The following is a 22,492-nucleotide window of genomic DNA, read 5'->3' on the forward strand; positions in this document are numbered from 1 at the left end:
ACCGGAGCGACCGGGTCGATGTCAGCCGCGTTCAGCGTCGCCCGCCGCTGACCGGCGGGAACAGCGCGAGTTCGTCGCTCTCCTCGAGCGTGGCGTCGAGGTCGTCGCCGTGGACGACGTTTCGGCCGTTCCGCAACACGTTGATGTGGTCGGCGATCTCCCCGTCCTCGAGGATCCGGTCGCGCAAGTCGGGGTGTGCCTCCAGCAGGGCATCGAGTGCGTCTTCGACGGTGTCGCCGGGGTCGGCGTCGACCTCGACGATTCGGTCGCCGGCTATCTCCGAGAGATCGGCGAACAGCTTCCACTCCATGCGAAATCAACGGGTCGGTCGGCCTAAGAGCGTTGCGACGCGTCGTCCGTATCCTCGACGTTCGAGCCGCCACCCGCTCCGTCGCCATCGGCCGGTCCCGGCGAAGCGGCGGTCGCCTCGAACCGGCGTATCGCATCGGGTCGTCCGACCAGATACACCGTGTCACCGGCAGCGAACGTGTACGCGCGTGCTGGGATCGCCTGCACGTCGCCGTCCGCGGGCTCGACGGCCGCGACGACCGCGCTCACGTCCGCGACTGCGGAGCCGACCAGACTGCTCGCCGGCGAGACGGTGACCGTCGCCATCGTCTCGTCGGCGTTCCGAAGCAGGGAGGCGAACTCCCGGTCCGCCTGCGGCTCCGCTGGAAGCGTGACGAGCCGGTAGCCGCGCTCGACCGAGAGCGTCTCGGCGTCCGACTCGTCGAGCGCGACGGTGGCGACGTCGCCGGCGACGCCGCGGAGCTCGCCGGTCGCAACGCGCTTCGGATCCGGATCGGTCCGCCACACCTGCACCATGTCGCCCACGGTAGCGCTGTTCGGCGGATCGGCGTCGATCGCGACGGCGACCGTACCGGGTGCGAGCGTCGGCCCGAGTCCGGTGGCGCGGGAGCCGACCGCGACGTATTCGAGCGAGCCGTCCGCCGCGAGGTCGACGTCGACGTAGCCGACGCCGTACTCCGTTTTGACTCGCTCGACCAGCTGTTCGCGGAGCTCCTCGACGGTGAGCCGGCGGGGAAACAGCAGGCTCCTTTCAGCCAGCTCCGCCTTCTTCTCGTCGGACACCGGCTCGTACGTGTCCAAGTCCTCGATCTCCGCCGCCGGCGGCAGCGTCACGACCGTGACACGACCGACCGACCGCACGACCGTGCTCACCTGCCCCTCGAGCTCGCGGACCCCGGTGAGTGCGAACACGTCGACCGCGAGGCGGTCGCCGACGTACCGCCCAGCCGGCGAGACGACCGCGGCAGCTCCGATCGAAACGACGTTGAAGAACACACTCTCGGGCGTCAGAAGCGTCGCATCCGTGGTCCCGACCAGTTCGCCGAGAGAGGTCGTGTTGAGGTACAGCGCGACCACGGCGACGCCGAGCAGAACGGCGACGCCCTCCGGAAGCTCCGTCCGGAAGTACCATCGATGGACGAGCGCGGCCGAAGCGGTGGTGAGCAGCGCGAGCATCCCGAACGTAACCAGCGTGACCCCCGCGCTGTACGGGTCGCTGAACGTGACCTGCGCCGAGACCGTCGTCGAACGTCCGATCATTTCGCCGCCTCCGTGAACCGCTCCAGCGCGTCCCGGTTCCCGACGACGAACAGCTCGTCGCCCGCCGACAGCGGCTGGTTCCCCCTCGGTGCGACCGTCCACGACTCGTGACGGGCCGCGAGGATCGCGACGTCGTACACCTCCCGGACGCCGACGTCGCCGATCGTGTGGCCATCAAGCGGTCCCCCAGCGACGACGGACACCTTTCGGAACCGCTTGCCTGCCCGGCGCAGTAGGGTCGTGAGCTCGTACTCACGTCGCGTTCCACGGGAGAGGACGAGCACCCGACCCCGCCCCGCTCGCAGTAGCGCACTCGCCTCCGAGCGGCCGACTGCGACCGTCACGCGTCCCGCACCTCCGGCCGTCGCCATCGTCGCGGTAGCCGACGCGGGTGCGCCGTCGGCCACAGTCTTCCCGCCGTCCGTGGTGGCGGTTTGCCCGGGTCTCGACTCCCCACCCCCGTCTTTCGTCGCGTTCTCCGGACTCGATTTTGCCGACAACAGCGTCCCCTCCACGACCAGATCCGGGGTGACGACGCGAACGACGTCGCCGCGGGCAAGGCCCGTCGGAACGAGCGCCGGCACGGACACCGCGCGCTTCCCTGACGGTACGCGCGTCGAGAGACCACCGACGGGTGGCGCGGCTGCGACCGTCGCCCGCGCGTGCTCGTCGATCGACACCGAGACGTCGCTCAGGTCGAACTCGGTTCGGAGCCGCTCGGCGAACCGGCTCTCCAGTTCAGCGAGCGGCAGGTCCGCGGGAAACGTCCACTCGCCGTCGACGATCGCCTGCCTCGTTGCCGCGGACACCGGTGGATACCCCTCCATATCGGCGACCTCGCCGACCACGGTCAGCCGGACTCGACCTCGCCCGCCGACGAGCTCGACTACGTCCGAAGAGAGCGTTCGGTCGCGAAGCTGTTTGAGCGAGACGCGTTTCGGCGCGTTCGCGCCGAGCGTGTCGCCCTGCGCGTGGGCGTACAGCGAGAGCATCAACACGACGACGATCGCCGTGAGGATCGCCGGCGCGCGCTCGGCCGACCGGATCGTCTCGTCGTTCAATGCGAGCAGTCCGCCGTTGATCCCGGCGATGGCGAGCGCCAGCACGACGACCCCCAGTCCCGGAATCGTCACGCCGGTGAAGTACTTGAACACGAATCCCAGCACGCCGGCGACCAGCGCGGGAATGATCCCCGTGATGATCCCGAGATAGATGCCGAACAGGATCTCGATCGGGAGCGTCATATCTCACGCACTGCCGGCTAGGTTAAACCAGTACCGCCCGGGACGTAGCGCTCGAGGCGGTCCGCTCCATCGGTACGAACCGGCAGCAACTCCGTCGATCCGGACGGGGCCGATCCGAGGATCCGCCGCACTCGGGGGATTTAAGTCCGGGGTCGGCAACGGCCCGCGTATGGATCTGAGTCGTGAGTGGGTGACCGTCCGAGCGTCGATCGCGTTGACGTTCGCGGTCGCGCTGCTGTCCATCGTCGTCGGACTCCTCCACATCAGCGGCTTCAGCGTCGAGGGACCGCTGACGCCGTACATTCCCGGGATCGTTTTGCGCACGGCCGGATTCACGGGGACGATAACCGGCTTCGCGATGCTCGGCAGCGGGTTCGCACTAAAGAAGAGGTATCGGATCGGCTGGTACACTACCGCGGTGTTGCTACCGCTGACTGCGGTGCAGGGTCTGATGCAGGCGTCGGTGTTCTCGCTGCCGCTCGTCGTGTTATCGGTGGTGTCGATGCCGGCGCTGGCGGTCAACCGCGGACGGTTCGACCGGTCGTTCGCCCCGTCGCCGACGCAGCTTGCCGCCGGCGCGGCGCTCGGAACCGCCATCGCGTACGGGACGGTCGGCACGTACGCCCTTCGCGAGGAGTTCGCGGGCGTGGAGACGATCGTCGACGCGTTCTACTTCACCGTCGTCACTGCGTCGACCGTCGGATACGGCGACATCACGCCACAAACCGGGGCGGCATCGGATATCGCACAGCTGTTCGTGCTCTCCTCGCTCGTCATGAACGTCGCCGCGTTCGCGGTGGCGCTCGGGGTCCTGCTCACGCCCGCCATCGAGGCGCAGCTGTCGAAGGCGCTGGGGAAGATGACCGAAAAGCAGTTCGACCTCCTCGAAAATCACGTGCTTCTGTTGGGGTACGGCGGTATGACGGAGCTGATACTGGATGAGCTCACCGAGCGGAACGTCACCGAGTTTGCGATCGTGACCAACGACGAGACCGCCGCTCGAACCCTCGGCGACCGATCGATACCCGTCCTGACGGCGGATCCGAGCGACATCGAGCCGCTCGAACGCGCACACCTCACCGACGCGCGCGCGGTCGTCGTTGCCACCGACGACGACGCTCGCGATGCCCTCTCGGTGCTTACGGCCCGCCAGCTCGATCCCGATATCCGGATCGTCGCAACCGCGACCCAGCGGGAGAACGTCGAGAAACTACGGCGAGCCGGCGCTGACCACGTCATCTCGCCGGCGACGCTCGGCGGCCACCTCATCGTCGCCGAGGCGTTCAAAACCGACGGGGACGACCTCGCCGACGCGCTGCCGGTTGGGACCGACCACCGATAACGATCCACGGAGACTGCGACCGGAGCACCTACCGGTCGGGTTCGGACCGGTCATCGACGGATTCGGACCGATCATCGACGATTTCGACCGCTTCGTCCTCCGGTCCGTACGCGGGGACCGACAGCGTCACTTCGACGCCTCGTGGCTCAACGTCGCTGATATCGACGCTTCCTCCCGAGCGCGTTAGCACCCAGTACACCAGCCACATCCCGAGTCCGCTGCCGTGATACAGGGCGTCCGTGGCCGCTCCCTCCTCGGCGACGGCACGGTTCATCTCCGATATCCCGGGCCCGTCGTCCCGCACGCGGATCAGTATCCGGTCGTCGCGGCTCTCGACCCCGATGTCGATCCTCGGCTCCTCGCGGTCGTGGTGCACGATCGCGTTCGTGACGAGCTCCTCTATCGCCCTGTCGAGCTCCGGCGTCGATAACGCCATCGCCTCGGCTGGAACGTCGGCAGAAAGCCGTGCGTTCGGATGCGACCGGGCGGTCGAATCGCGGACTGCACGGACGGACGCTGCGACGTCGACTGGACGCTGTGCCGGTGGTTCGCTGAGGATCTCGGTGACCGCACGTGACTTCTCGCTCGTCGTCAACAGGTCGTCGGCGTGTTCGAGAACCACGTCTGCGGCCTCGGCGATCTCCGGTCGTGCGCTCTCGCGTATCCGTTCCGCGTGGCCCGTGATGAGCGTCAGATCGTTTCGGATGTTGTGCTGGAGCACCCTGTCGACGACGCGTAGCTGGCGGGTCCGATTCTCCCGGTCGGTGACGTCCCGCAACACGGCGACCACGCCGGCCGTGTCGGCGTCCTCCTGGAGCGGGTAGTACTGCACGTCGAGCGTCCGCTCTCCCTTCGTGGGATGGGTCCGCGTCATCCGGAACGAGACCTCCTTCCCTCGTCGGGCACGGGCGAGGTCCCGTTCGAGGTTCTCATACGTCGCGTTCGGAAGCACGTCGTCGATGCGTTTCCCTTTCACCGCCTGAGCGTCGATACCGTGGAAATCGGCGTACTCCGGGTTCGCGAACAGGTACCGGTTCTCCTCGTCGACGGCGGCGATGAGGTCCGTCGCACCGGTGATCGCCCGTTCGTATCGTTTGAGCTCCTCTTGGCGACGCTCGATGGCAGTCACGTCCCGACAGATCGCGACCGTTCCGACGAGCTCGCCGTCGGAGTCGTAGTACGGATACCGCTTCGTGTTAAACGTCGCTTCGTAGTCGGTGTACGGGAACGTTACATCGACGTCGTACTCCGCCGGCGCTTCGCTTTCGAGCACCGACCGCTTCTGCTCGGCGATCCGCGTTGCGGAGCAGTCGTCCATGAACGCGAACTCGTCGTTGCCATGCAGTGTGACCCGGGAGCGTCCGGCGAACTCCGAGACGGCCGCGTTCGTCAGCTCGAACTCCCCGTCACGGTTCTGTAACATGATCGGGTCCTCGAGGAGCTCGACGACGTTCCGGTACGTCCGCAGCCGCTCCTCCGTCTCCTTTTGCCGTGTGACGTCCGTCTGGATCGCGACGTAGCGGACGATTTCGTCGCCGTCGAACACCGGGGCGATCGTCTGGTGAGCGTGATACAGCTCGCCACATTTCCGGCGGTCGACGATCTCTTCCGTCCACACCTCGCCGCGTTCGAGCGTCCGCCAGAGCCGATCGAAGTACTCGTCGGACATCTCTCCGGAGTTGAGCACGGCCGGAGTTTCACCGAGCAGCTCCGCGGCCTCGTATCCCGTTAGCTCCTCGAACGCGGCGTTGACGTACTGTATCTCGCCGGCCGTGTCGGTGATGTAGATGCCGTGACCCGCGCACTCGACGATCTTGTGAAACGCATCCTCCTCACGCGACCCCGTCATCTGATCTCTCGGAGCCGCGGGGTCCGTCTCGCCGTCGGCCGTGGGGCGTTCGGGATCTTCCCGTGCGGCCGAGAGGTGTCCGCCGGTGTGAAGCTTCCCCGAGTACAGCAGCTCGCCGTCGTGAGTGTGCCGTCTTGCGTCGAACGTGAGAACGCGCTCGACGCCGTCCGCACAGACGGCGGGAAACGTGAGCGGGCCGTCGGCGCCGACCCGATCCGAAGAGAATCGCTCGCGAAGCGCCGCCGCTCGGTCCGGCTCGAGAGTGGGTGCGACGATGGCCGCGAGCGAACGACCGACCAGTTCGTCCGGCTCCACCCCGAGCAGCTCCGCCACACGGCGGCTTGCGTAGCGTACCGTACACTCGTCGTCGACCGTGAGGACCGGCCCGAGCCCGCTCTCGATGACGGCCTCTAAAAACGACGGATCGACGTCACTCGGTTCGTCACGACGATCCGAGATACCCATGGCTCCGAGTTTGGCCTTGCCCGCTGATAAGCCGACCGTTATCTCCGCATCGATGGGTTGGCAGGCAGAATTGTACACATTCTACACAAGCCTTTTAGGTGGGTGTCGCGTACATCGGCACAATACCATGCCTGATTCGATGTCGGAACAGCTCCAACGAGATATGGAGTGTGAGGGGTTACTCGAGTGTTTCCACGGACTCAAAACCCTCGATAAGGAGTGTTTTCGAGTGCTCGTGGCCAGCGAGGAGCCGCTCACGATAGACGAGATCGCCGAAACCGTCGACCGTGAACGCTCGACGGCCTACCGGTCCGTCCAGCGTCTGCTGCAGACCGGGTTCATCCAGAAGGAGCAGGTGAACTACGATCAGGGCGGCTACTATCACGTGTACTATCCGACGGACCCCGAACAGATCTCGAACGAAATGCAGCGGATGCTCAACGACTGGTACGCGAAGATGGGCCAGCTCATCCAGGAGTTCGAGAACAAGTACGAGCGGAACGAATCGCCCGCGATCGAAGGCTGAGCGCCCGCGATCGGAGGTTTCCTACCACGGTTCCGCGGTCGGTCAGTTCATGATGACACCAGAGACGTTGTCAGCGATACGAACTCTGACGCTCTCCTCGCCAGTGCTCGCCGAGACGATAACTTCCGGCTCCTCGCTGTCGTTGTGAACGACCGCGTTTTACAGCAGGTTGCGAAACGCCGATCCCAGCATGTCGTCGGCGAGGACTTCGACGTTCGGGAGTGGTCCATCGACATCGCTGAGCAGACCAACATACTGGCGCTCAACGCCTCGATCGAGGCCGCCCGTGCCGGCGAAGCGGACGAGGGATTCGCCGTCATGGCGGACGAGATGAAATCGCTTGCCGGGGAGTCCCAAGAGCATGCCAGCGAGATAGAAGGAGTGGTGGAGGAGATCAAGGAAGATACCGCGGAGACGGTCACCAGCCTCGAGGAAACGACCATGGAAGTGGATCAGGGGATCGAGCAGGTTACCGAAGCGATGGACACGCTGCAAGACATCACTCGCGCCGTTCAGCGGCTTTCGAGGTGGAGCCCCCGGCCTCAAGTCGTGCGGGACCGTCGGTCCCGCTGACCATCCGAACGGGCCTAGCCTGCACGTCGTCAGACCTCGTCTGACGGAACCCTCAACGAGCGAGGTCGAAAGACCGAGCGAAGTAGGGAGGGGTCGGTTACGAGGCATCCCAGGGGATCCAGGAAGTGTCCGACGCGACGGACGATCAGGCCGTGAGCACCGAAGAAGTCGCGTCGCAAGTCGACCAGCGTACCGTTGGACGCCTCGGGAGCCGGTAACGGCACTGCACAGCGAAGCGAGAGCAGTTCGACCCGTCGCGTGGTCTCTCGTCTCCGTCGCGCGACCACGGTTCGTTCCCTTTTAAACGTCGGCTCCGCAAGGGAGATGTAATGACGAACTCGTCGCCCAGACACGCAGACCCCGACGAGAACCCCTACGTGGACTCCCCGCCGACCGACTTCGCTCCGGTCGATGAGCTCACCGAAACGGAGGCGAAACGGCAGGCCGAACAGCTCCGTGCGGCGATCCGCGAACACGACCACCGCTACTACGTCGAGGCCGACCCCCTCATCGAGGATGCGACGTACGACCGGCTGTTCGCTCGCCTCGAGGAGCTCGAGTCCGCGTTCGGGCTGGACACCGACTCCTCCCCGACACGTCGCGTCGGTGGCGAGCCGCTCGACGAACTCGACACCGTTACACACGTCGCGCCGATGCTGTCGATCGACAACGGCGCGGAGGCGGACGCCGTCCGCGAGTTCGACGAGCGCGTCGCCGCCGGGCTCGCCGACGCCGGCTTCGACCCGGCGAACCGCGAGTACGTCTGTGAGCCCAAGTTCGACGGGCTCTCAGTCGAGGTCGTCTACGAGGATGGCGAGTACGTTCGCGCCGCCACTCGCGGCGACGGGTACGAGGGCGACGACGTCACCGAACAGGTGCGTACGATCCGGTCGGTTCCCGGGAAACTCCGTGGCGAGCCGCCGGAACGGCTCGCGGTCCGCGGCGAGGTGTTCATGCCCCGCGACGCGTTCGAGGCGCACAACGAGGAGCGCGTCGACCGCGGACAGGAGCCGTTCGCGAACCCCCGCAACGCGGCCGCCGGCACCCTGCGACAGCTCGACCCCGAGATCGTCGCGGAGCGCCCCCTCGACGTCTTCTTTTTCGACGTGCTGGCGTGGGACGAGGATGGATCCACCGCCGGGCTGAGCCGACCCGACACCCACTGGGCCGAGATCGACCAGTTCGACGCGTTCGGGCTCCGCCGGACCGATCTCGTCGAACTGGTCGACGATATCGAGGCCGCGATCGACTATCGCGACCGCATTCTCGATCGGCGCGACGATCTGAACTACGAGGTCGACGGGGTCGTCATCAAGCTGAACGACCGGGACGCTTGCGAGACGCTGGGAGCCACCTCCCGCGCGCCGCGCTGGGCGTTCGCGTACAAGTTCCCGCCCCGCACCGCGACGACGACCGTCCGGGACGTTACCGTGCAGGTGGGCCGGACGGGGCGGCTCACGCCGGTCGCGGAGCTGGAGCCGGTCGACGTCGGCGGCGTCACCGTCTCGCGGGCGACGCTGCACAACCCCGCGGAGATCGAGGCGCTCGGCGTGAACGTCGGCGACCGCGTTCGGATCTACCGCGCCGGCGACGTGATTCCGTACGTTCCCGAGGTCGTGGCGAAGCGGTCGGAAGGGAGCTACGAGTTCCCCGACGCCTGTCCGGTCTGTGGCGCGCCCGTCGAGCGCGACGGGCCGCTGGCGTTCTGTTCGGGCGGGCTCGCCTGTCCCGAACAGCTCGAGCGCGCGATCGAACACTGGGCTCGACGTGACGCCCTCGACGTCGAGGGGCTCGGTCCCGAGCGGGTGGAGACGCTCCGTGAGACCGGGCTCGTCGAGTCACTGCCGGAGCTGTACGATCTGACCGTCGAGGAGCTCGCCGAGCTCGACGGGTGGGGTGAGACGAGCGCCCGAAACCTCATCGAGGAGCTCGATGCCACCCGCGAGCCGCCGCTCGACGCGTTCCTCGCCGGACTCGGGATCCCGGACGTGGGCGCGACGACGGCGGACGCGCTGGCCCGAACGTTCGGCGACCTCGACGCGCTGCTCGACGCCGACGAGACGGAGCTCCGGACGGTCGACGACATCGGCCCGGAGGTCGCGGCGTCGATCCGGGAGTTCTTCGATTCGCCGGAGAACCGCGCCGCGATCGAGGGGCTCCGGGATCGCGGCGTCGATCCCCGGCCGGTCGAGACGGAGGCGGGCGACGCGCTCGAGGGACTCACGTTCGTGTTCACCGGGTCGCTGTCGACGACGCGAAGCGAGGCGGAGACGGTCGTCGAGAACAACGGCGGCTCGGCGACGAGCAGCGTCTCCGGCAACACCGACTATCTCGTCGTCGGCGAGAACCCCGGGCAGTCGAAGCGCGACGACGCGGAGTCGGAGGGGGTCGAACAGCTCGACGAACGCGAGTTCGCGTCCCTGCTCGACGATCACGGGATCGCGTGGCCGCCGGATGACGACGGCGACGCGAACGAGAGCGACGATGGTGACGGAGCCACGGACGTCCCCGATTCGACGCTCGACGAGTGGACCGAGTGAGGCCGCAGTGAGCGCATCGCTGTCGTGGATCGGTAGCGGAGACGGCGAGACACAACGCTTTATCCGTCGCCGCCGGAACCGTGTGCCATGACCGCGATCGAACTTCGTGGCGTCCGCAAAGAGTTCGCGGACGTGACGGCCGTCGAGAACCTCGACCTCACCGTCGAGGAGGGGGAGGTGTACGGCTTTCTCGGCCCGAACGGCGCGGGCAAGTCGACGACTATCAACATGGTGCTCGACCTCGTTCGTCCGACGGCCGGCGCAGTCACCGTCCTCGGCCGCGACGCCACGACCGACAGCGTCGCAGTCCGGGAGCGAACCGGCGTGCTTCCGGAGGGGTTCGCGGTGTACGACCGGCTCACCGGGCGGCAACACGTCGAGTTCGCCATCGAGTCGAAGGAGGCGGACGACGACCCCGACGAGCTGCTCTCGCGGGTCGGACTCGACGCCGACGACGCCGATCGCAAGGCCGGCGGCTACTCGAAGGGGATGCAACAACGGCTCGCGCTGGCGATGGCCCTCGTCGACGACCCGGAGCTGCTCATTCTCGACGAGCCCTCCTCCGGACTCGACCCGGCCGGCGCAAAGGAGATGCGCGAGCTCGTCCGCGAGGAGGCCGACCGCGGCGCGACCGTCTTCTTCTCCTCACATATCCTCGGGCAGGTCGAGGCCGTCTGTGACCGCGTCGGCATCCTCAGGGACGGGACGCTCGTCGCCGAGGACTCCGTCGAGGGACTCCGCGACGCCGTCGGCGGTGAGGAGACGCTGGAGATCGACACCGACGGCGTCGACGACGAGACCCGTGAGGCGGTGGCTGCCATAGAGGGGGTCTCCCACGTCGATGTCGACGGGACGACTCTTCGCGTGAGCTGCGGCGACGCCGCGAAGACGCGGGTGCTCGCGACGCTGGAAGAGGCCGGCGTCGCGGTCGACGACTTCCACACCAAGGAGGCGTCGCTCGAGGATCTGTTCCTGGCGTACACCGAGGGTGAACGGCCCGATCCGTCGACCGACGCCGACGAGGAGGTGGCCCGATGAGCCTCGTCGCCGTCGCGAAGAAGGACTTTCAGGATACGGTGCGGTCGAAGGCGATGGTGCTGCTCGTCGCGCTGTTCTCCGGGCTCGTCGCCGTGATGGCGTACGCCGTCCGCCCCGGTCCCGAGGGAGACGCGTTCGCGACGGAGCTACTGTTGAGCGTTTTCGTCGGTCCGATCCTCGTGACGACGCTCGTTCCGCTCGTCGCGGTCGTCGTCGGCTACAACGCGGTGAGCGGCGAGCGCGAGTCCGGCTCGCTGAAGCTGCTCCTCTCGCTGCCGCACTCGCGGGCGGACGTCGTCTTCGGCAAGGTGATCGGCCGCGCCGGAGCCGTCTCGCTCGCGGTGTTCGCCGGGTTCCTGCTACCGGCCGTCGTGCTGGCCGTCATCCCCGTGTCGTTCAACGTCGGCGCGTTCCTCGGCTACACCGTGTTCGCGGCGGTGTTGGGCTGTGTGTTCGTCGCAATCGCCGTCGGCTGTTCGGCGGCCGCGTCGACGCAGCGCCGCGCGCTGATCGGCGGCATCGGCGTGTACTTCCTGTTCGTGCTGTTCTGGAGCACGCTCACCGGCCAGCTGCTCGGCGCGTTCGACCCCGTCGTCTCGGCACTGCCGATATCGGAGTTCCAGCTCCGGACGTTCCTCGAGGTCGCGAACCCGACGACCGGGATCCAGGTGCTCACCAACGCGTTCCTCGGCGAACAGCTGTTCGCGGGCGAGACGCTGAATCAGCAGATCTCCGCGACCGCAATGATACTGTTCTGGACGCTCGCGCCACCGCTCGCGGGACTGCTGAAGTTCGACCGCGACGACCTATAGCGCCACGGTTAGTTCCGGACCGCTCCGGTCAGTCGTACTCGTAGAACCCGCGCCCGGTCTTCTTCCCGAGATCGCCCGCGGCCACCTTCCGTTTGAGGAGGTACGCGGGCGTGTACCGGTCGCCGAGCTCCTCGTGGAGCGTCTCGCTGGCGTCAAGCACGACGTCGAGCCCGATGTGATCGGCCAGTTCGAGCGGCCCCATCGGCACGTTCGTGCCGAGCGTCATCCCCCGGTCGATATCCGTCTTCGAGGCCACCCCCTCGTCGTACGCGCGGATCCCCTCGTTGATCCACGGCATCAGGATACGGTTGGTGACGAACCCCGGCTTGTCGTCCGCCTCCCACGTCTCCTTGTCGAGGTCCTCGGCAAAAGCGTGTGCGAACGAGACGACCGCCTCGTCGGTGCGTTCGCCCACGACCACCTCGACGCCGTCCATCACCGGGACGGGGTTCATAAAGTGGAGCCCGACCACGTCGCTCGCGCGCTCCGTCGCGCTCGCGATCGTCGTGATCGACAGCGTCGAGGTGTTCGTCGCCAACACGACGCCGTCCGCGACGGTCGCATCGAGGTCGGCAAACACCTCGCGTTTCACGTCGAGCTCCTCGATCACGGCTTCGATGACGAGGTCGACGTCGGCGAGGTCACCGAGGTCGGTCGTCCCCGTCACCCGCGCTCGGATCGCGTCCGGCTCCTCCTCGAGCCGCCCCTTCCCCGCCAGCCGGTCGAGGCTCTCCTCGATGGCGTCGAGTCCGCGGTCGACGTACGCCCGCTCGACGTCACGCATCGCCACGTCGTAGCCGGCGGTCGCCGCGACCTGAGCGATCCCGTGACCCATCGTGCCCGCGCCGACGACGCCAACCCGCTCGATATCGGATAGCTCGTGCATGCGAGTCGCTGCCGTGCGTCGGGTGGTAAGCGTTGCGAAACGGAACCCTGCGGGCGAGACACCGATCAGTCGACGGCGACGCTCGTCTATCAGTCGACGGCGACGCTCGTCTGCATCCCGTCGGTGTTGAACGCGCTGCCGGCTCCCCGCTCGTCGAGGACGATGACGCCGGCTCCGGAGCCGGTTATCGACTCGAACGCCTCGATCGCTCGATCGGCTGCGGTCTGTGCGTCGAGTCCGTCCTCGAGGTGACCGACCGCGCGCCGGCTCAGCGTGACACGGGTGATGTCCTCGCCCGCACCGGTGGCGCTCGCCCCGCCGGCGTCGGTACAGAAGAACCCCGACCCGACCTGTGGCACGTCGCCGACGCGTCCCGCGAGCGCGAACGACCGACCGCCGGTCGACGTCGCCGCCGCGAACGTCTCCCCGTCCGACGCGACCGCACCGACCGTGTCGTGATCCGGAGCCTCTCGCTTCGTGGCTTCGTCCCCTACCGTCGGCTCGGACCGATCGTCCGTCACCGATCGCGACGATCCGCCCGCCTGATCGCGCCCCGATCCGAATCGCTCCGCGAGCCAGCCGAGCTGCTCCCGCGACCTCCCGCTCGGCGGTGCGTCCCGCTCGTATCTGTCGCGCTTCTCCGCGGTCAGGAGGTCGACGTCCGTTTCGACGCCGAAGTCGGCCGCGAGCTCGACGGCATGCGAGCCGGACAGCAGGACGTGCGGCGTCTCCGAGTGGACGACGCGGGCGACCGACACCGCGTGTTCGACGCCCGCCATCGAGCAGGCCGCGCCGATCTCGCGGTCCGACGTCATCACCCCCGCGTCGGTGCGGACGACGCCGTCGGACTGGACCGCTCCGCCGACGCCCGCGTTGAAACGTGGGCTCGACTCCAGCAGCCGAACCGCACGCTCGACAGCAGTGAGCGGCGAGTCGACTCCGACGCCGGCGGCCGCGGCCTCATCAAGGACCGACTGCCGCGGTTCGGGCTCCTCGGGAGCGCCGCCGGCTCCACCGTGAACGATCACGCGCATGGTCGCCATGGACGGTCGATCGAGGTGGGCAATGTTAAACCGGTCGGGTGATCCGCCGGTGGGGAGCCGTCAGCGCGGAAACGGCAGGCACTTTAGGGCGGTGTGAGAACCCACGAACGTTCATGAGCTACGATAAGGTGGCCGTACCCGAGGAGGGTGAGCAGATTACGCTGGCGGACGAGGAGACGGGGGAGCTGTCGGTTCCCAAAGAGCCGGTCGTGCCGATCATTCACGGTGACGGGATCGGGACGGACGTGGGGCCGGCGGCCCAGCAGGTGTTGGACGCGGCCGCGGAAGCGACGGGTCGGTCGATCGCCTGGATGCGCGTGTACGCGGGTGCGAGTGCTCGCGAGCGGTATGACGGGGAGAACTTGCCCGCGGACACCGTCTCTGCGTTTCGCGAGTTCCGCGTGGGGCTGAAAGGGCCGCTCACGACGCCCGTGGGTGCGGGGTTCCGCTCGTTGAACGTGGCGTTGCGCAAGACGCTGGACCTGTACGCGAACGTCCGCCCCACCTACCACCTCGAGGGCGTCCCCTCACCCGTAAAGAATCCGGAGGCGATGGATATGGTGACGTTCCGCGAGAACACCGAGGACGTGTACGCGGGTATCGAGTGGGAGGCCGGCACCGACGAGGTCGAGCAGGTCCGCGAGTTCGTCGAATCCGAGATGGGTATCGACGACGTGATCCACGACGGGCCGGTCGGGATCGGAGTCAAGCCGATCACGGAGTTCGGCTCGAAGCGACTGATCCGCGAGGCGGTCGACTACGCGCTCGCGACCGATCGCGACTCGGTGACGCTGGTGCACAAGGGGAACATCATGAAGTTCACCGAGGGGGCGTTCCGCGACTGGGGGTACGAGCTGGCCGACGAGGAGTACGGCGAGGACGTGATCACCGAAGACGAGCTGTGGGAAGAACACGACGGCGAACAGCCCGACGGGACGGTCGTGATCAAAGACCGGATCGCGGACAACATGCTCCAGCAGGTGTTGACCCGGACCGCGGACTACGACGTGATCGCGACGATGAACCTGAACGGGGACTACTTCTCGGACGCGGCGGGCGCACAGATCGGCGGGCTCGGGATCGCGCCCGGGATCAACCGCGGCCACGGCCGATGTCTGGCCGAACCCGTACATGGCTCCGCGCCCAAGTACGCCGGCGAGGACAAAGTGAACCCGACCGCGATGATCCTCTCGGGCCGCGAGATGCTCGAGTACATGGGCTGGTCCGAGGCGGCCGACCTCGTGCGTGACGCGGTCGAGGAGACGATCGCCTCCGGAAAAGTGACCTACGACCTCCACCGCCAGATCGACGGCGGCGAGAAGCTCGCTACCAGCGAGTTCGCCGACGAGATCGTCGCCAACATTCACGAACTCGCGTGAGCGCGCACTGACGAGCAACCGTTCGTCTGCGCAGACGGTCGGATGCCGGCGGCTCGTACAACTGCGTTCGATGGCCGTATCCTGGCTCGAGGATCTCCCGATCGCCGCCGTGTTTTTGCCCACTCACGCCGTTGTTCGGGTATGGCACTCACCGTCGATCCCCCCGATCCGCCGACACTGGCGTCCGTCGACCCGAACGAGTACGAGGACGCGGAGGTCGCCGGCGGCGACTACCGTCGAGACGAACTCGAGACGTTCCTTCACGGGGGTGCGTGGGAGGAGGCGTTCGAGCAGTGGGCCGCCACGAGCGAGATGGACGAGGCCGACTGGCGGATCGTCGAGGATCTCGAACTGGTCGCGCGCTACGACTTCTTCTGGGATGACTTTGCGGACCGCGTCGGCTATCACGCGCCCGGGCTCCCAGAAGACTGGAAAGAACGGGAGCTCCACCCCGACCTCGACTCGTGGGGGACCGTGTCGTCGATAAACGCCGGGCTCACCGAGCTGGGTCAGATCGTCTGTGAGGTCCTCAAAGCGGAGTACGTCGACTGGGAGGCGGAGTTCGAGGCGCCGGACGATCTTCCAGATTTCGAGGCTTGATCACGCTCCGCGCTGACGTGCGAGACGTTCGTCCGGATAGTCCGTACTCTCCGGAAAAACACCTCCGGCGGTCCCGCGGCCCTACGCGCTGAACAGCTCGTCGACCGCCTCGCCGGCCGTCTCGGCCGCCTCGCGGGCCACCGCGTCGGGATCCGGCGCGTCGTCCGCGTCGCCGGGCGCGTTGAGGTAGACGTCGACATCGAGGACGCCCTCCTCGAACGTCACGGTGACGTCGAGATCTGTCACGGCCGACTGGTCGTAGTACGAAAAGACGACACCTTCGGCCGCCTCCGCAGCGGTTCGAACGACTTCCTCGTCGCGCGGGCTCTCATCGCTCGACTCGTCCTCGGCCGGCATTTACGCGCCGCCCGCGCCCGGACCGCCCGGCCCCATCGGGCCGCCGCCCGCGCCGCCCTGCAGCATCTGCTGGAGCTCGCTTTGAAGCTCCTCGAACTGCTCTTGGACGCGCTGCTCCTGCTTTTCGAGCTGCTCGGCACGGACCTCGAGCGAGTCGACCTTGTTCTCCAAGTCGTCGTAGGCGCTCTCGTAATCCGTCTCCACGAGCACTTCACCGATCTCGCGGTACATGCCGGCGTCCTCGTCGACATCCTCCAACGCGTCGAGGGCGGTCTTCGACTCGTTGAGCGCGGTCTGTGCCTGCTCTTTCTGCTGTGCGACCTGCTGTGCAGTCTCCTGCAGCTCCTGTAGTTCCTCGATCTTCTCCTGTGCCTCGGGCGGCATATTACCCTGCATGGATACGACGAGGCGTCCCGGACGGAAAAACCCCCGACTTCTCCATCGACACCGAGATGTTGCGTTAGATACTGCTACACGGTTGATATCGGTGGTCTCACTGAGAGGCCGGCTGCCGAAACGCGGTGTCGCTAGCTTGGGACGCGGTGTTGCTAGCTTGGGACGCGCTCGGCGACTTCGACCAGCCGGGACCAGCTGTTGATTCCGGCGCGAAGCGCGGTGAGATCGTCGGCGGCGATTCGAACGCAAACGACGGCCCCGTCCCGGCGCACGGTCGCGGACGACCGGGGGTCGTCGATCTCGCCGACTTCGGGCGCGAGCGCGTCGGCGACGACCCGAGCGCGCCGGTCCGTCGGGTAGGAGATACGGAGAGCGGTGTCATGAGCGCGGGACATCGTCGGGGCGGTGTCGGTCAATGGAGACCGGTCACTCGACGTCGACTTCCTTGATGCCGCCGCCGCGTTCCTTCAGGAGGACGCGGTGGCCGCAGTACGGACAGCGCACGCCGCCGTACTCGTCGAGGGTGACGTCGCGCTTACAGCGGGAGCACTTGTAGCTCATCTATTCGTCGTCCGTGAGCGCTGCGCGGATCGACCGGCGCACGGTGCGTCCGCCGGGCGTCTCCGGGCGGTACGCGCCGCCGGTGAACGTCTCGCCGGTCTCCTCGTTCACCCAGATGCCGGTGCCAACGCGTTTGACGTCGTCGCCGTCGACGGTCGCGCCGCGCATCTCCTCTTCGATCTCCTGTACCCGCTTGCGAGCGATGCGGCCGTAACGGGCCCCGAATCGACCCGCACTGCCGGTGCTTCGAGCCTTGTCCTCAGCCATAGTGGCTCATTCTACCGCCAGCGCGGGTAAAAAGGCTACGAGTCGGAACCGCCGGATTTCGGCAGTCGACCGCCGAGGACGGTCAACCACAACACTATTTACTACTCAGTAATACTACCTAGTTGTATGCACGGGTTCAACGGATTCAGCGACGTCGACGAGGCGGACGTAACGCGCGCAATAGGTGAGGAGTGGACCGACGAGTTCATGGAGTTCTCCGAGTCCGACGTGATAATCGTCGGCGGCGGCCCCTCCGGCCTGATGGCCGCGAAGGAGTTGGCCGAGCGGGGCGTGAAGGCGATGGTCGTCGAGAAGAACAACTATCTCGGCGGGGGGTTCTGGCTCGGTGGGTTCCTGATGAACAAGGTGACCGTCCGCGACCCGTCCCAGGAGATCCTCACCGATCTCGACGTGGCGTTCGAGCCCGCAGGCGGGACGGACGGGCTGTACGTCGCATCGGGCCCGGAGGCGTGCTCCGGGCTCATCAAGGCAGCCTGCGACGCGGGCGCGAAGATCCAGAACATGACGGAGTTCACGGATATCGTGATCCGAGAGGACCATCGCGTCGGCGGGATCGTGATGAACTGGACGCCCGTCCACGCGCTGCCTCGCGAGATCACCTGCGTCGACCCGATTGCCGTCGAGGCGGACCTCGTGATCGACGCGACCGGTCACGACGCCGTCGCCGTGAGCAAACTCGACGAGCGGGGCGTCCTCGACGCGCCCGGCATCCAGCACGCCAAGGAGCACAACACCGGCATGGACGCCACGGATGACGACCAGTACGGCGCGCCCGGCCACGACTCGCCCGGTCACGACTCCATGTGGGTCGACGAGAGCGAGGACGCGATCGTCGAACACACCGGGCTCGTCCACGACGGGCTCGTTGCGACGGGTATGGCGACCGCGACCGCCTACGGCCTTCCGCGAATGGGGCCGACGTTCGGCGCGATGCTCGTTTCCGGAAAACGGGCCGCACAGGTCGCGCTTGACGAGCTCGGCGTCGACGCCGGAGACGTCTCGCTGTCGGACGCCTCGCAGGCGACACCCGCGGACGACTGAAACCGCGACGAGCCAAGCAGTTCCGTGCTCGCGCCCGGCCGAACGCTACTCGGACAGGCTCCGACGACGCCTTTTTGCGTCTCTGCAGCGGATATCAGGTATGTACTGGCGGGGCCACGTCGGACTCGGACTGCTGGCGTACGCGCCGGTCGCGGGCGTCGTCCTCGGCAGCGGGGAGTTCGGACTGGCGGTCGTCGGCGGACTGATCGCGATCACCGTCGCCCCGCTTCCGGACGTCGACCAGTCGCTGCCGATCCCGCACCGCGGCCCGACGCACACGCTCGCGTTCGCGGTCGCAGCGGGCGTCGTCGCCGCGCTGGCGGCCACGGTCGTGCTTGCGGCCGGCGCGGGCGCCGGCGTCCCGCCGTGGACCCCCGCGTTCGTCGGCGGCGTCGTGACGCTGACGCTGTGTTCCCATATCGCGGGCGACGCGCTTACGCCGATGGGGATCCAGCCGTTCCGACCCCTCTCGGGGTTTCATCTCACTCTGGACCTGACTCCCGCGAAGAACCCCCGCGCGAACTACCTGTTCCTCGCCGTCGGCGTCGCCGCGCTCGGGACGGTCGTTGCGCTCACCGCCACGGGGTGAACAGCCGTGCGTCGAACCGGTCGGCACGGACGAGTCCGACGCCGAACGCGACGGCGACGACCGCGGGAACGAGGTTCCCGAACCAGAGGTTGATCGCTCCCCAGAGGATCACGAAGCTCACTAGATCGTCGAGCATGAACTCACAGTTCGCGAGTCGCTCGCGGAGGGCGGCCATATCGAACGCGCGGTCGAGCGCGACGACGGCGACGGTCGCCGACAACACCCAGCCCGCGTAGTTCGAGAGGGGAACGCCGTAGAACGCGCCGCCGCCGAACGACCAGAAGCCGAGCGCGACCGCGCCGGGATCCAACACGACGTCCATCGTGACGACGGCAGCGATCACGGCGAGCAGTCGAATCCACCCGACTGCGGCTCGCGACCCGGCCAACAGCAGATACAGCAGGTACGCGTTCATCACGAGCGGGATGAAAAACACCGGCAGCGCCAGCGGCACGCCGCCGAGCATCGGCCCGAGACTGATCGTGTACTCGAAGCTTCCGTACGGCCACCCGGTCCGAACGCCGACGTGCTCGATGAGATACGTGTACGCGATCAACAGCCCGATCCAGCCGACCGCGCGCCGGTCGAGAAGTGGTAACACGCCGACGATGAGCGGGGAGCGCATGACGAGCACGCCGAACAGGACGAACCACGGGTTGAACGCGAGGGGGTCCGGTACCCACCCCTCCGCGCTGCCGACGAGCGTGATCGCCCCGACGACCGGGAACAGCACCGCGATGGTGAACCGATTCTCCCGGACGACCCGGTCGAGCAGGCGCTCCGCCTCGTCGCGCGTCGCGGGCAGCGTCTCGCGGACCGACCGGCGCGCCTCGGCGGACGACGCGGCGTCGGAGTCACCGGCAGCCGAGCGAGTGCCGGAGTCGGCGGTCGCCGTCGATCCCGCATCGTCGCTCGTCATCCGAGCACCTCCCAGATCGGATACACCCGCCAGAGACCGCCCATCGCAAGCAACGTCCCGACGACGGTGTTGAGCGCCGGGAACCACCAGTACGCGCGGGCGACGTCCACCGACGAGACCGCAACCCACGAGACGAAAAGCGGGTACGCGGCGAGCAGCGCTCCAAGCCGGAGATCGAGGGTCGCGAACGCGATCGCCGCCGCAGTCCAACAGGCGAGACAGTAGACGTACGTCCGCGTCTCGCCGAGCACGGTCGCAGTCGTCCGGATCCCGGCTGCCCGATCCGGATCGATGTCCGGGATCGCCGAGAACGTGTGCATCCCCATCGTCCACAGCCACGCGCCGACGAGCGCGGCGAGCGGCGGATGTGCGCCCGCAACCGCCGCGTACGCCGCCGCGCCGGGGAGGATGTACAGACCGTTCGAAACCGAGTCGGCGAGCGGCGTCGTTTTAAATCGCAGCGGTGGTGCACTGTATCCGATCGCGAGCACGAAAAAGCCGGCGAGATACGGCCACGCGACCGCCGGCGTGATCGCGAAGGTTCCCAGTCCGAGGAGTCCGGACCCCACGACCGCCGCGACGACGAGCCGGTCCCCCTGCCACCGGCTCTCGCGGTCCTCCTTTTTCGGGTTTATCTCGTCGATGTCGGCGTCGTACACGTCGTTGACGCCGTATAAAAGCACGTTTGCCGGAAGCAGAAAGTACGCCGCCAGCGCGACGGTCGTCGGCGTGAACAGCTCGCCGACATCGGAGATTCCGTACGTCACGCCGACGGCGACCGGGCCGGCGAGATACAGCCAGAACCGCGGACGGGACAGCACGAGGAGGTAGCGAAGCCGTTCGCGAATCTCGTCGCTCCCGTCGGCGATCTCCCGGTCAGTCTCGTTCGTGGCTCCTTCGTCGGAGCCGTCGTTGCTCATTTGCACGGCTCTCAGATCGTTTCCGAGATGCGTTCGGCAGTTAGCTGTCCGCTTATCAGGCACATCGGCACCCCGATTCCCGGCGTCGTCGTCGCCCCGGTGAAGTAGAGCCCGTCGACGACGGTGGAGGCGTGTGGCGGCCGGAACAGCGACGTCTGTCGCAAGGTGTGCGCGAGCCCGAGCGCGGAGCCCCGATAGCTGTTGTACCGGTCCGCGAAGTCGTCGACACAGAACGTCTCCTCGACGACGATCCGGTCTCGGAGATCGGTTCCCGTGTTCTCGGCGATGTCGTCGAGGACGAGATCCCGATACGTGTTACGAAGCTCCGGGGTGTCCTCCAACCCCGGCGCGATCGGCACGAGGGCGAAGAGGTTGCTGTGTCCCTCGGGCGCGACCGTGTCGTCGGTTTTCGACGGGACACAGAGGTAGTACGCCGGGTCGTCTGGCCACGCGGGGTCATCGAAGATCTGTGCGAAATGCTCGTCCCACGCGGTCGGCAACACGAGCGTGTGGTGTGCCAGCTCCTCGACGTCCCCTTCAACGCCGAGATACAGGAGGAACGCCGACGGCGCGTACGTCCGCGACGCCCAGTACTCGTCGGTGTACTGTCGCTTGCTCGGCGGAAGCAGCTCCCGCTCCGTGTGTGCGTAGTCGGCGTTGGAGACGACCAGGTCGGCGAGATACCGGTCGCCGGTTGTCGTGTCGACTGCGAACGCGCCACGGCGACCCTCTATCGCCGTCACCTCGGCGTCGGTGACGAACTCGACGCCGAGATCCTCGCCCAGTTCGACCATGCCGTCGACGACCGCGCCGACCCCGCCGTCCGGGTAGTACACGCCCATGTTGAAATCGACGTGGCTCATCAGGTTGTACAGCGCGGGCGTGTTCGTCGGCGACCCGCCGAGAAACACCAGCGTGTACTGCATCAGCTGCTGGAGCTTCGGATGTGAGAAGTACCCCTCGACGTGTCCCTGCATCTTTCCCAGAAGCGAGAGCCCCCACGAGTAGCGGAGCACGTCGAGGTCGACGTAGTCGCGCAGCCGTGGACGATCCTCGTACACGAAATGTTCCATCCCGACCTCGTACGTGTACTCGGACTTTTCGAGATAGGCGTCGAGCGCGTCGGCCGCGCCCGGCTCGTACGACTCGAACAGCTCCTTGTTCCGTTCCAGATTCGGAAGCACGTCGACGCTGTCGCCGTCCTTCCAGAACACGCGGTAGTGCGGGTCAAGATGCGTCAGTTCGTAGAACTCCTCGGGCGACCGCCCGAAATGACCGAAGAATCGCTCGAACACGTCCGGCATGAGATACCACGAGGGACCCATATCGAACCGGAATCCGTCGATCTCCAGACGGCTCGCGCGTCCACCGAGCTGTTCGTTCTTCTCGAGGAGGGTGACATCCGCGCCGGCGTCGGCGAGGTAGCACGCCGTCGAGAGCCCGCCGAATCCACCGCCGATAACGACGACGGACTGACCAGCTACGCCGTCGGTGTCCGGGACCGCGTCCATACTCGATCCGTGGGGCGGAGACGGTATAAATACCTGCCAGACGA

24 protein-coding genes are annotated in these 22,492 nt (G+C 67.0%); 10 read left to right on the forward strand and 14 right to left on the reverse strand.

The window, feature by feature from the left end; all coding sequences use genetic code 11:
- Positions 1 to 31 precede the first annotated feature (31 nt).
- Genes ACYQ0R_RS10895 through ACYQ0R_RS10905 form a run of 3 tightly spaced genes read right to left on the reverse strand, consistent with a single transcriptional unit; the run spans position 32 to position 2,813 of the window.
- Positions 32 to 310 (reverse strand): ubiquitin-like small modifier protein 1, encoded by a 279-nt coding sequence (locus tag ACYQ0R_RS10895; RefSeq protein WP_459823545.1) that lies wholly within the window; start codon positions 308 to 310, stop codon positions 32 to 34.
- Positions 311 to 333: 23 nt separating this feature from the next.
- Positions 334 to 1,569 carry a DUF8167 domain-containing protein gene (locus ACYQ0R_RS10900; RefSeq protein ID WP_459823548.1) on the reverse strand — a complete coding sequence of 412 codons (1,236 nt, stop codon included), beginning with the start codon at positions 1,567 to 1,569 and terminating at the stop codon, positions 334 to 336.
- Positions 1,566 to 2,813 carry a potassium channel family protein gene (locus ACYQ0R_RS10905; RefSeq protein WP_459823551.1) on the reverse strand — a complete coding sequence of 416 codons (1,248 nt, stop codon included), beginning with the start codon at positions 2,811 to 2,813 and terminating at the stop codon, positions 1,566 to 1,568. The genes ACYQ0R_RS10900 and ACYQ0R_RS10905 overlap by 4 nt, the downstream gene beginning before the upstream one ends.
- Positions 2,814 to 2,982: 169 nt before the next feature.
- On the opposite strand from ACYQ0R_RS10905, the gene ACYQ0R_RS10910 reads away from it, so the two are divergent.
- Complete coding sequence (locus ACYQ0R_RS10910; protein ID WP_459823554.1) at positions 2,983 to 4,155, forward strand: NAD-binding protein; 1,173 nt, start codon at positions 2,983 to 2,985, stop codon at positions 4,153 to 4,155.
- Between the two features lie 28 nt (positions 4,156 to 4,183).
- On the opposite strand, the gene ACYQ0R_RS10915 is transcribed toward ACYQ0R_RS10910, so the two are convergent.
- Entirely contained in the window at positions 4,184 to 6,469 is a 2,286-nt protein-coding gene (locus tag ACYQ0R_RS10915; protein ID WP_459823556.1) for a PAS domain S-box protein, read from the reverse strand.
- 127 nt (positions 6,470 to 6,596) lie between these two features.
- Here ACYQ0R_RS10915 and ACYQ0R_RS10920 point away from each other — a divergent pair, with 127 nt between their 5' ends.
- The 5 genes from ACYQ0R_RS10920 (at position 6,597) to ACYQ0R_RS10940 (ending at position 11,958) form a co-directional block, all read left to right on the forward strand.
- Positions 6,597 to 6,995 (forward strand): helix-turn-helix domain-containing protein, encoded by a 399-nt coding sequence (locus ACYQ0R_RS10920; RefSeq protein ID WP_459823559.1) that lies wholly within the window; start codon positions 6,597 to 6,599, stop codon positions 6,993 to 6,995.
- 144 nt (positions 6,996 to 7,139) lie between these two features.
- Positions 7,140 to 7,568: a methyl-accepting chemotaxis protein gene (locus ACYQ0R_RS10925; protein WP_459823562.1), complete on the forward strand. Its 429-nt coding sequence runs from the start codon at positions 7,140 to 7,142 to the stop codon at positions 7,566 to 7,568.
- 329 nt (positions 7,569 to 7,897) lie between these two features.
- A complete protein-coding gene (gene ligA / locus ACYQ0R_RS10930; protein ID WP_459823565.1) occupies positions 7,898 to 10,108 on the forward strand; it encodes an NAD-dependent DNA ligase LigA in 2,211 nt (736 codons plus the stop codon).
- A gap of 87 nt (positions 10,109 to 10,195) precedes the next feature.
- Positions 10,196 to 11,146 (forward strand): ABC transporter ATP-binding protein, encoded by a 951-nt coding sequence (locus tag ACYQ0R_RS10935; protein WP_459823568.1) that lies wholly within the window; start codon positions 10,196 to 10,198, stop codon positions 11,144 to 11,146.
- Complete coding sequence (locus tag ACYQ0R_RS10940) at positions 11,143 to 11,958, forward strand: ABC transporter permease (RefSeq protein WP_459823571.1); 816 nt, start codon at positions 11,143 to 11,145, stop codon at positions 11,956 to 11,958. Before ACYQ0R_RS10935 ends, ACYQ0R_RS10940 begins: the two co-directional genes overlap by 4 nt.
- A gap of 28 nt (positions 11,959 to 11,986) precedes the next feature.
- On the opposite strand, the gene ACYQ0R_RS10945 is transcribed toward ACYQ0R_RS10940, so the two are convergent.
- Both ACYQ0R_RS10945 and ACYQ0R_RS10950 read right to left on the reverse strand, forming a co-directional pair.
- Positions 11,987 to 12,844 (reverse strand): 3-hydroxyacyl-CoA dehydrogenase family protein, encoded by an 858-nt coding sequence (locus ACYQ0R_RS10945; protein ID WP_459823574.1) that lies wholly within the window; start codon positions 12,842 to 12,844, stop codon positions 11,987 to 11,989.
- Positions 12,845 to 12,933: 89 nt separating this feature from the next.
- Positions 12,934 to 13,878 carry an isoaspartyl peptidase/L-asparaginase gene (locus ACYQ0R_RS10950; RefSeq protein ID WP_459825744.1) on the reverse strand — a complete coding sequence of 315 codons (945 nt, stop codon included), beginning with the start codon at positions 13,876 to 13,878 and terminating at the stop codon, positions 12,934 to 12,936.
- 122 nt (positions 13,879 to 14,000) lie between these two features.
- Between ACYQ0R_RS10950 and icd the strand changes: the two genes are divergently transcribed.
- Positions 14,001 to 15,266, forward strand: coding sequence for an isocitrate dehydrogenase (NADP(+)) (icd, locus tag ACYQ0R_RS10955; protein ID WP_459823577.1), 1,266 nt, complete (start codon positions 14,001 to 14,003; stop codon positions 15,264 to 15,266).
- 141 nt (positions 15,267 to 15,407) lie between these two features.
- Positions 15,408 to 15,866 carry a DUF7992 family protein gene (locus tag ACYQ0R_RS10960; RefSeq protein ID WP_459823579.1) on the forward strand — a complete coding sequence of 153 codons (459 nt, stop codon included), beginning with the start codon at positions 15,408 to 15,410 and terminating at the stop codon, positions 15,864 to 15,866.
- A gap of 81 nt (positions 15,867 to 15,947) precedes the next feature.
- Here ACYQ0R_RS10960 and ACYQ0R_RS10965 read toward each other — a convergent pair whose 3' ends face one another.
- From ACYQ0R_RS10965 to ACYQ0R_RS10985, 5 genes are all read right to left on the reverse strand, one after another.
- The gene (locus ACYQ0R_RS10965) at positions 15,948 to 16,223 is read right to left on the reverse strand and encodes a DUF3194 domain-containing protein (protein WP_459823582.1); all 276 of its coding nucleotides are present in this window, start codon (positions 16,221 to 16,223) and stop codon (positions 15,948 to 15,950) included.
- The gene (locus ACYQ0R_RS10970; protein ID WP_459825746.1) at positions 16,224 to 16,607 is read right to left on the reverse strand and encodes a prefoldin subunit beta; all 384 of its coding nucleotides are present in this window, start codon (positions 16,605 to 16,607) and stop codon (positions 16,224 to 16,226) included.
- Positions 16,608 to 16,771: 164 nt separating this feature from the next.
- Entirely contained in the window at positions 16,772 to 17,014 is a 243-nt protein-coding gene (locus tag ACYQ0R_RS10975; protein ID WP_459825748.1) for a KEOPS complex subunit Pcc1, read from the reverse strand.
- A 31-nt stretch (positions 17,015 to 17,045) separates the two neighbouring features.
- Positions 17,046 to 17,180, reverse strand: coding sequence for a DNA-directed RNA polymerase subunit P (locus ACYQ0R_RS10980; RefSeq protein ID WP_006114270.1), 135 nt, complete (start codon positions 17,178 to 17,180; stop codon positions 17,046 to 17,048).
- A complete protein-coding gene (locus ACYQ0R_RS10985; RefSeq protein WP_459823585.1) occupies positions 17,181 to 17,447 on the reverse strand; it encodes an eL43 family ribosomal protein in 267 nt (88 codons plus the stop codon).
- A 126-nt stretch (positions 17,448 to 17,573) separates the two neighbouring features.
- Between ACYQ0R_RS10985 and ACYQ0R_RS10990 the strand changes: the two genes are divergently transcribed.
- On the forward strand, positions 17,574 to 18,509 hold the full coding sequence (locus tag ACYQ0R_RS10990) for a sulfide-dependent adenosine diphosphate thiazole synthase (RefSeq protein ID WP_459823588.1): 936 nt from the start codon (positions 17,574 to 17,576) through the stop codon (positions 18,507 to 18,509).
- A gap of 100 nt (positions 18,510 to 18,609) precedes the next feature.
- Entirely contained in the window at positions 18,610 to 19,098 is a 489-nt protein-coding gene (locus ACYQ0R_RS10995) for a metal-dependent hydrolase (RefSeq protein WP_459823590.1), read from the forward strand.
- Here the strand turns inward: ACYQ0R_RS10995 and cruF are convergent.
- From cruF to ACYQ0R_RS11010, 3 genes are read right to left on the reverse strand one after another with little or no spacing between them, the layout of a single operon-like run.
- Positions 19,082 to 20,017 (reverse strand): bisanhydrobacterioruberin hydratase, encoded by a 936-nt coding sequence (gene cruF, locus ACYQ0R_RS11000; protein ID WP_459823593.1) that lies wholly within the window; start codon positions 20,015 to 20,017, stop codon positions 19,082 to 19,084. The two genes, ACYQ0R_RS10995 and cruF, sit on opposite strands and share 17 nt — an antisense overlap.
- Positions 20,014 to 20,937 carry a prenyltransferase gene (locus ACYQ0R_RS11005; protein WP_459823595.1) on the reverse strand — a complete coding sequence of 308 codons (924 nt, stop codon included), beginning with the start codon at positions 20,935 to 20,937 and terminating at the stop codon, positions 20,014 to 20,016. The genes cruF and ACYQ0R_RS11005 overlap by 4 nt, the downstream gene beginning before the upstream one ends.
- 11 nt (positions 20,938 to 20,948) lie before the next feature.
- Entirely contained in the window at positions 20,949 to 22,448 is a 1,500-nt protein-coding gene (locus ACYQ0R_RS11010; protein ID WP_459823598.1) for a phytoene desaturase family protein, read from the reverse strand.
- Positions 22,449 to 22,492: the final 44 nt, after the last annotated feature.

It is taken from the genome of Halorubrum luteum, from assembly GCF_054652935.1.

Bases quoted from the DNA above. Each gene is read 5' to 3' on its own strand.
- ACYQ0R_RS10965 (WP_459823582.1), bottom strand. From the start codon at position 16,223: ATGCCGGCCGAGGACGAGTCGAGCGATGAGAGCCCGCGCGACGAGGAA.
- ACYQ0R_RS10980 (WP_006114270.1), bottom strand. From the start codon at position 17,180: ATGAGCTACAAGTGCTCCCGCTGTAAGCGCGACGTCACCCTCGACGAG.
- ACYQ0R_RS10900 (WP_459823548.1), bottom strand. From the start codon at position 1,569: ATGATCGGACGTTCGACGACGGTCTCGGCGCAGGTCACGTTCAGCGAC.
- ACYQ0R_RS10915 (WP_459823556.1), bottom strand. From the start codon at position 6,469: ATGGGTATCTCGGATCGTCGTGACGAACCGAGTGACGTCGATCCGTCG.
- ligA (WP_459823565.1), top strand. From the start codon at position 7,898: ATGACGAACTCGTCGCCCAGACACGCAGACCCCGACGAGAACCCCTAC.
- ACYQ0R_RS10920 (WP_459823559.1), top strand. From the start codon at position 6,597: ATGCCTGATTCGATGTCGGAACAGCTCCAACGAGATATGGAGTGTGAG.
- ACYQ0R_RS10950 (WP_459825744.1), bottom strand. From the start codon at position 13,878: ATGCGCGTGATCGTTCACGGTGGAGCCGGCGGCGCTCCCGAGGAGCCC.
- ACYQ0R_RS10895 (WP_459823545.1), bottom strand. From the start codon at position 310: ATGGAGTGGAAGCTGTTCGCCGATCTCTCGGAGATAGCCGGCGACCGA.
- icd (WP_459823577.1), top strand. From the start codon at position 14,001: ATGAGCTACGATAAGGTGGCCGTACCCGAGGAGGGTGAGCAGATTACG.
- ACYQ0R_RS10960 (WP_459823579.1), top strand. From the start codon at position 15,408: ATGGCACTCACCGTCGATCCCCCCGATCCGCCGACACTGGCGTCCGTC.
- ACYQ0R_RS10970 (WP_459825746.1), bottom strand. From the start codon at position 16,607: ATGCCGCCCGAGGCACAGGAGAAGATCGAGGAACTACAGGAGCTGCAG.
- ACYQ0R_RS10990 (WP_459823588.1), top strand. From the start codon at position 17,574: ATGCACGGGTTCAACGGATTCAGCGACGTCGACGAGGCGGACGTAACG.
- ACYQ0R_RS10910 (WP_459823554.1), top strand. From the start codon at position 2,983: ATGGATCTGAGTCGTGAGTGGGTGACCGTCCGAGCGTCGATCGCGTTG.
- ACYQ0R_RS11010 (WP_459823598.1), bottom strand. From the start codon at position 22,448: ATGGACGCGGTCCCGGACACCGACGGCGTAGCTGGTCAGTCCGTCGTC.
- ACYQ0R_RS10935 (WP_459823568.1), top strand. From the start codon at position 10,196: ATGACCGCGATCGAACTTCGTGGCGTCCGCAAAGAGTTCGCGGACGTG.
- ACYQ0R_RS10940 (WP_459823571.1), top strand. From the start codon at position 11,143: ATGAGCCTCGTCGCCGTCGCGAAGAAGGACTTTCAGGATACGGTGCGG.
- ACYQ0R_RS10995 (WP_459823590.1), top strand. From the start codon at position 18,610: ATGTACTGGCGGGGCCACGTCGGACTCGGACTGCTGGCGTACGCGCCG.
- ACYQ0R_RS11005 (WP_459823595.1), bottom strand. From the start codon at position 20,937: ATGAGCAACGACGGCTCCGACGAAGGAGCCACGAACGAGACTGACCGG.
- ACYQ0R_RS10985 (WP_459823585.1), bottom strand. From the start codon at position 17,447: ATGGCTGAGGACAAGGCTCGAAGCACCGGCAGTGCGGGTCGATTCGGG.
- cruF (WP_459823593.1), bottom strand. From the start codon at position 20,017: ATGACGAGCGACGATGCGGGATCGACGGCGACCGCCGACTCCGGCACT.
- ACYQ0R_RS10905 (WP_459823551.1), bottom strand. From the start codon at position 2,813: ATGACGCTCCCGATCGAGATCCTGTTCGGCATCTATCTCGGGATCATC.
- ACYQ0R_RS10945 (WP_459823574.1), bottom strand. From the start codon at position 12,844: ATGCACGAGCTATCCGATATCGAGCGGGTTGGCGTCGTCGGCGCGGGC.
- ACYQ0R_RS10975 (WP_459825748.1), bottom strand. From the start codon at position 17,014: ATGTCCCGCGCTCATGACACCGCTCTCCGTATCTCCTACCCGACGGAC.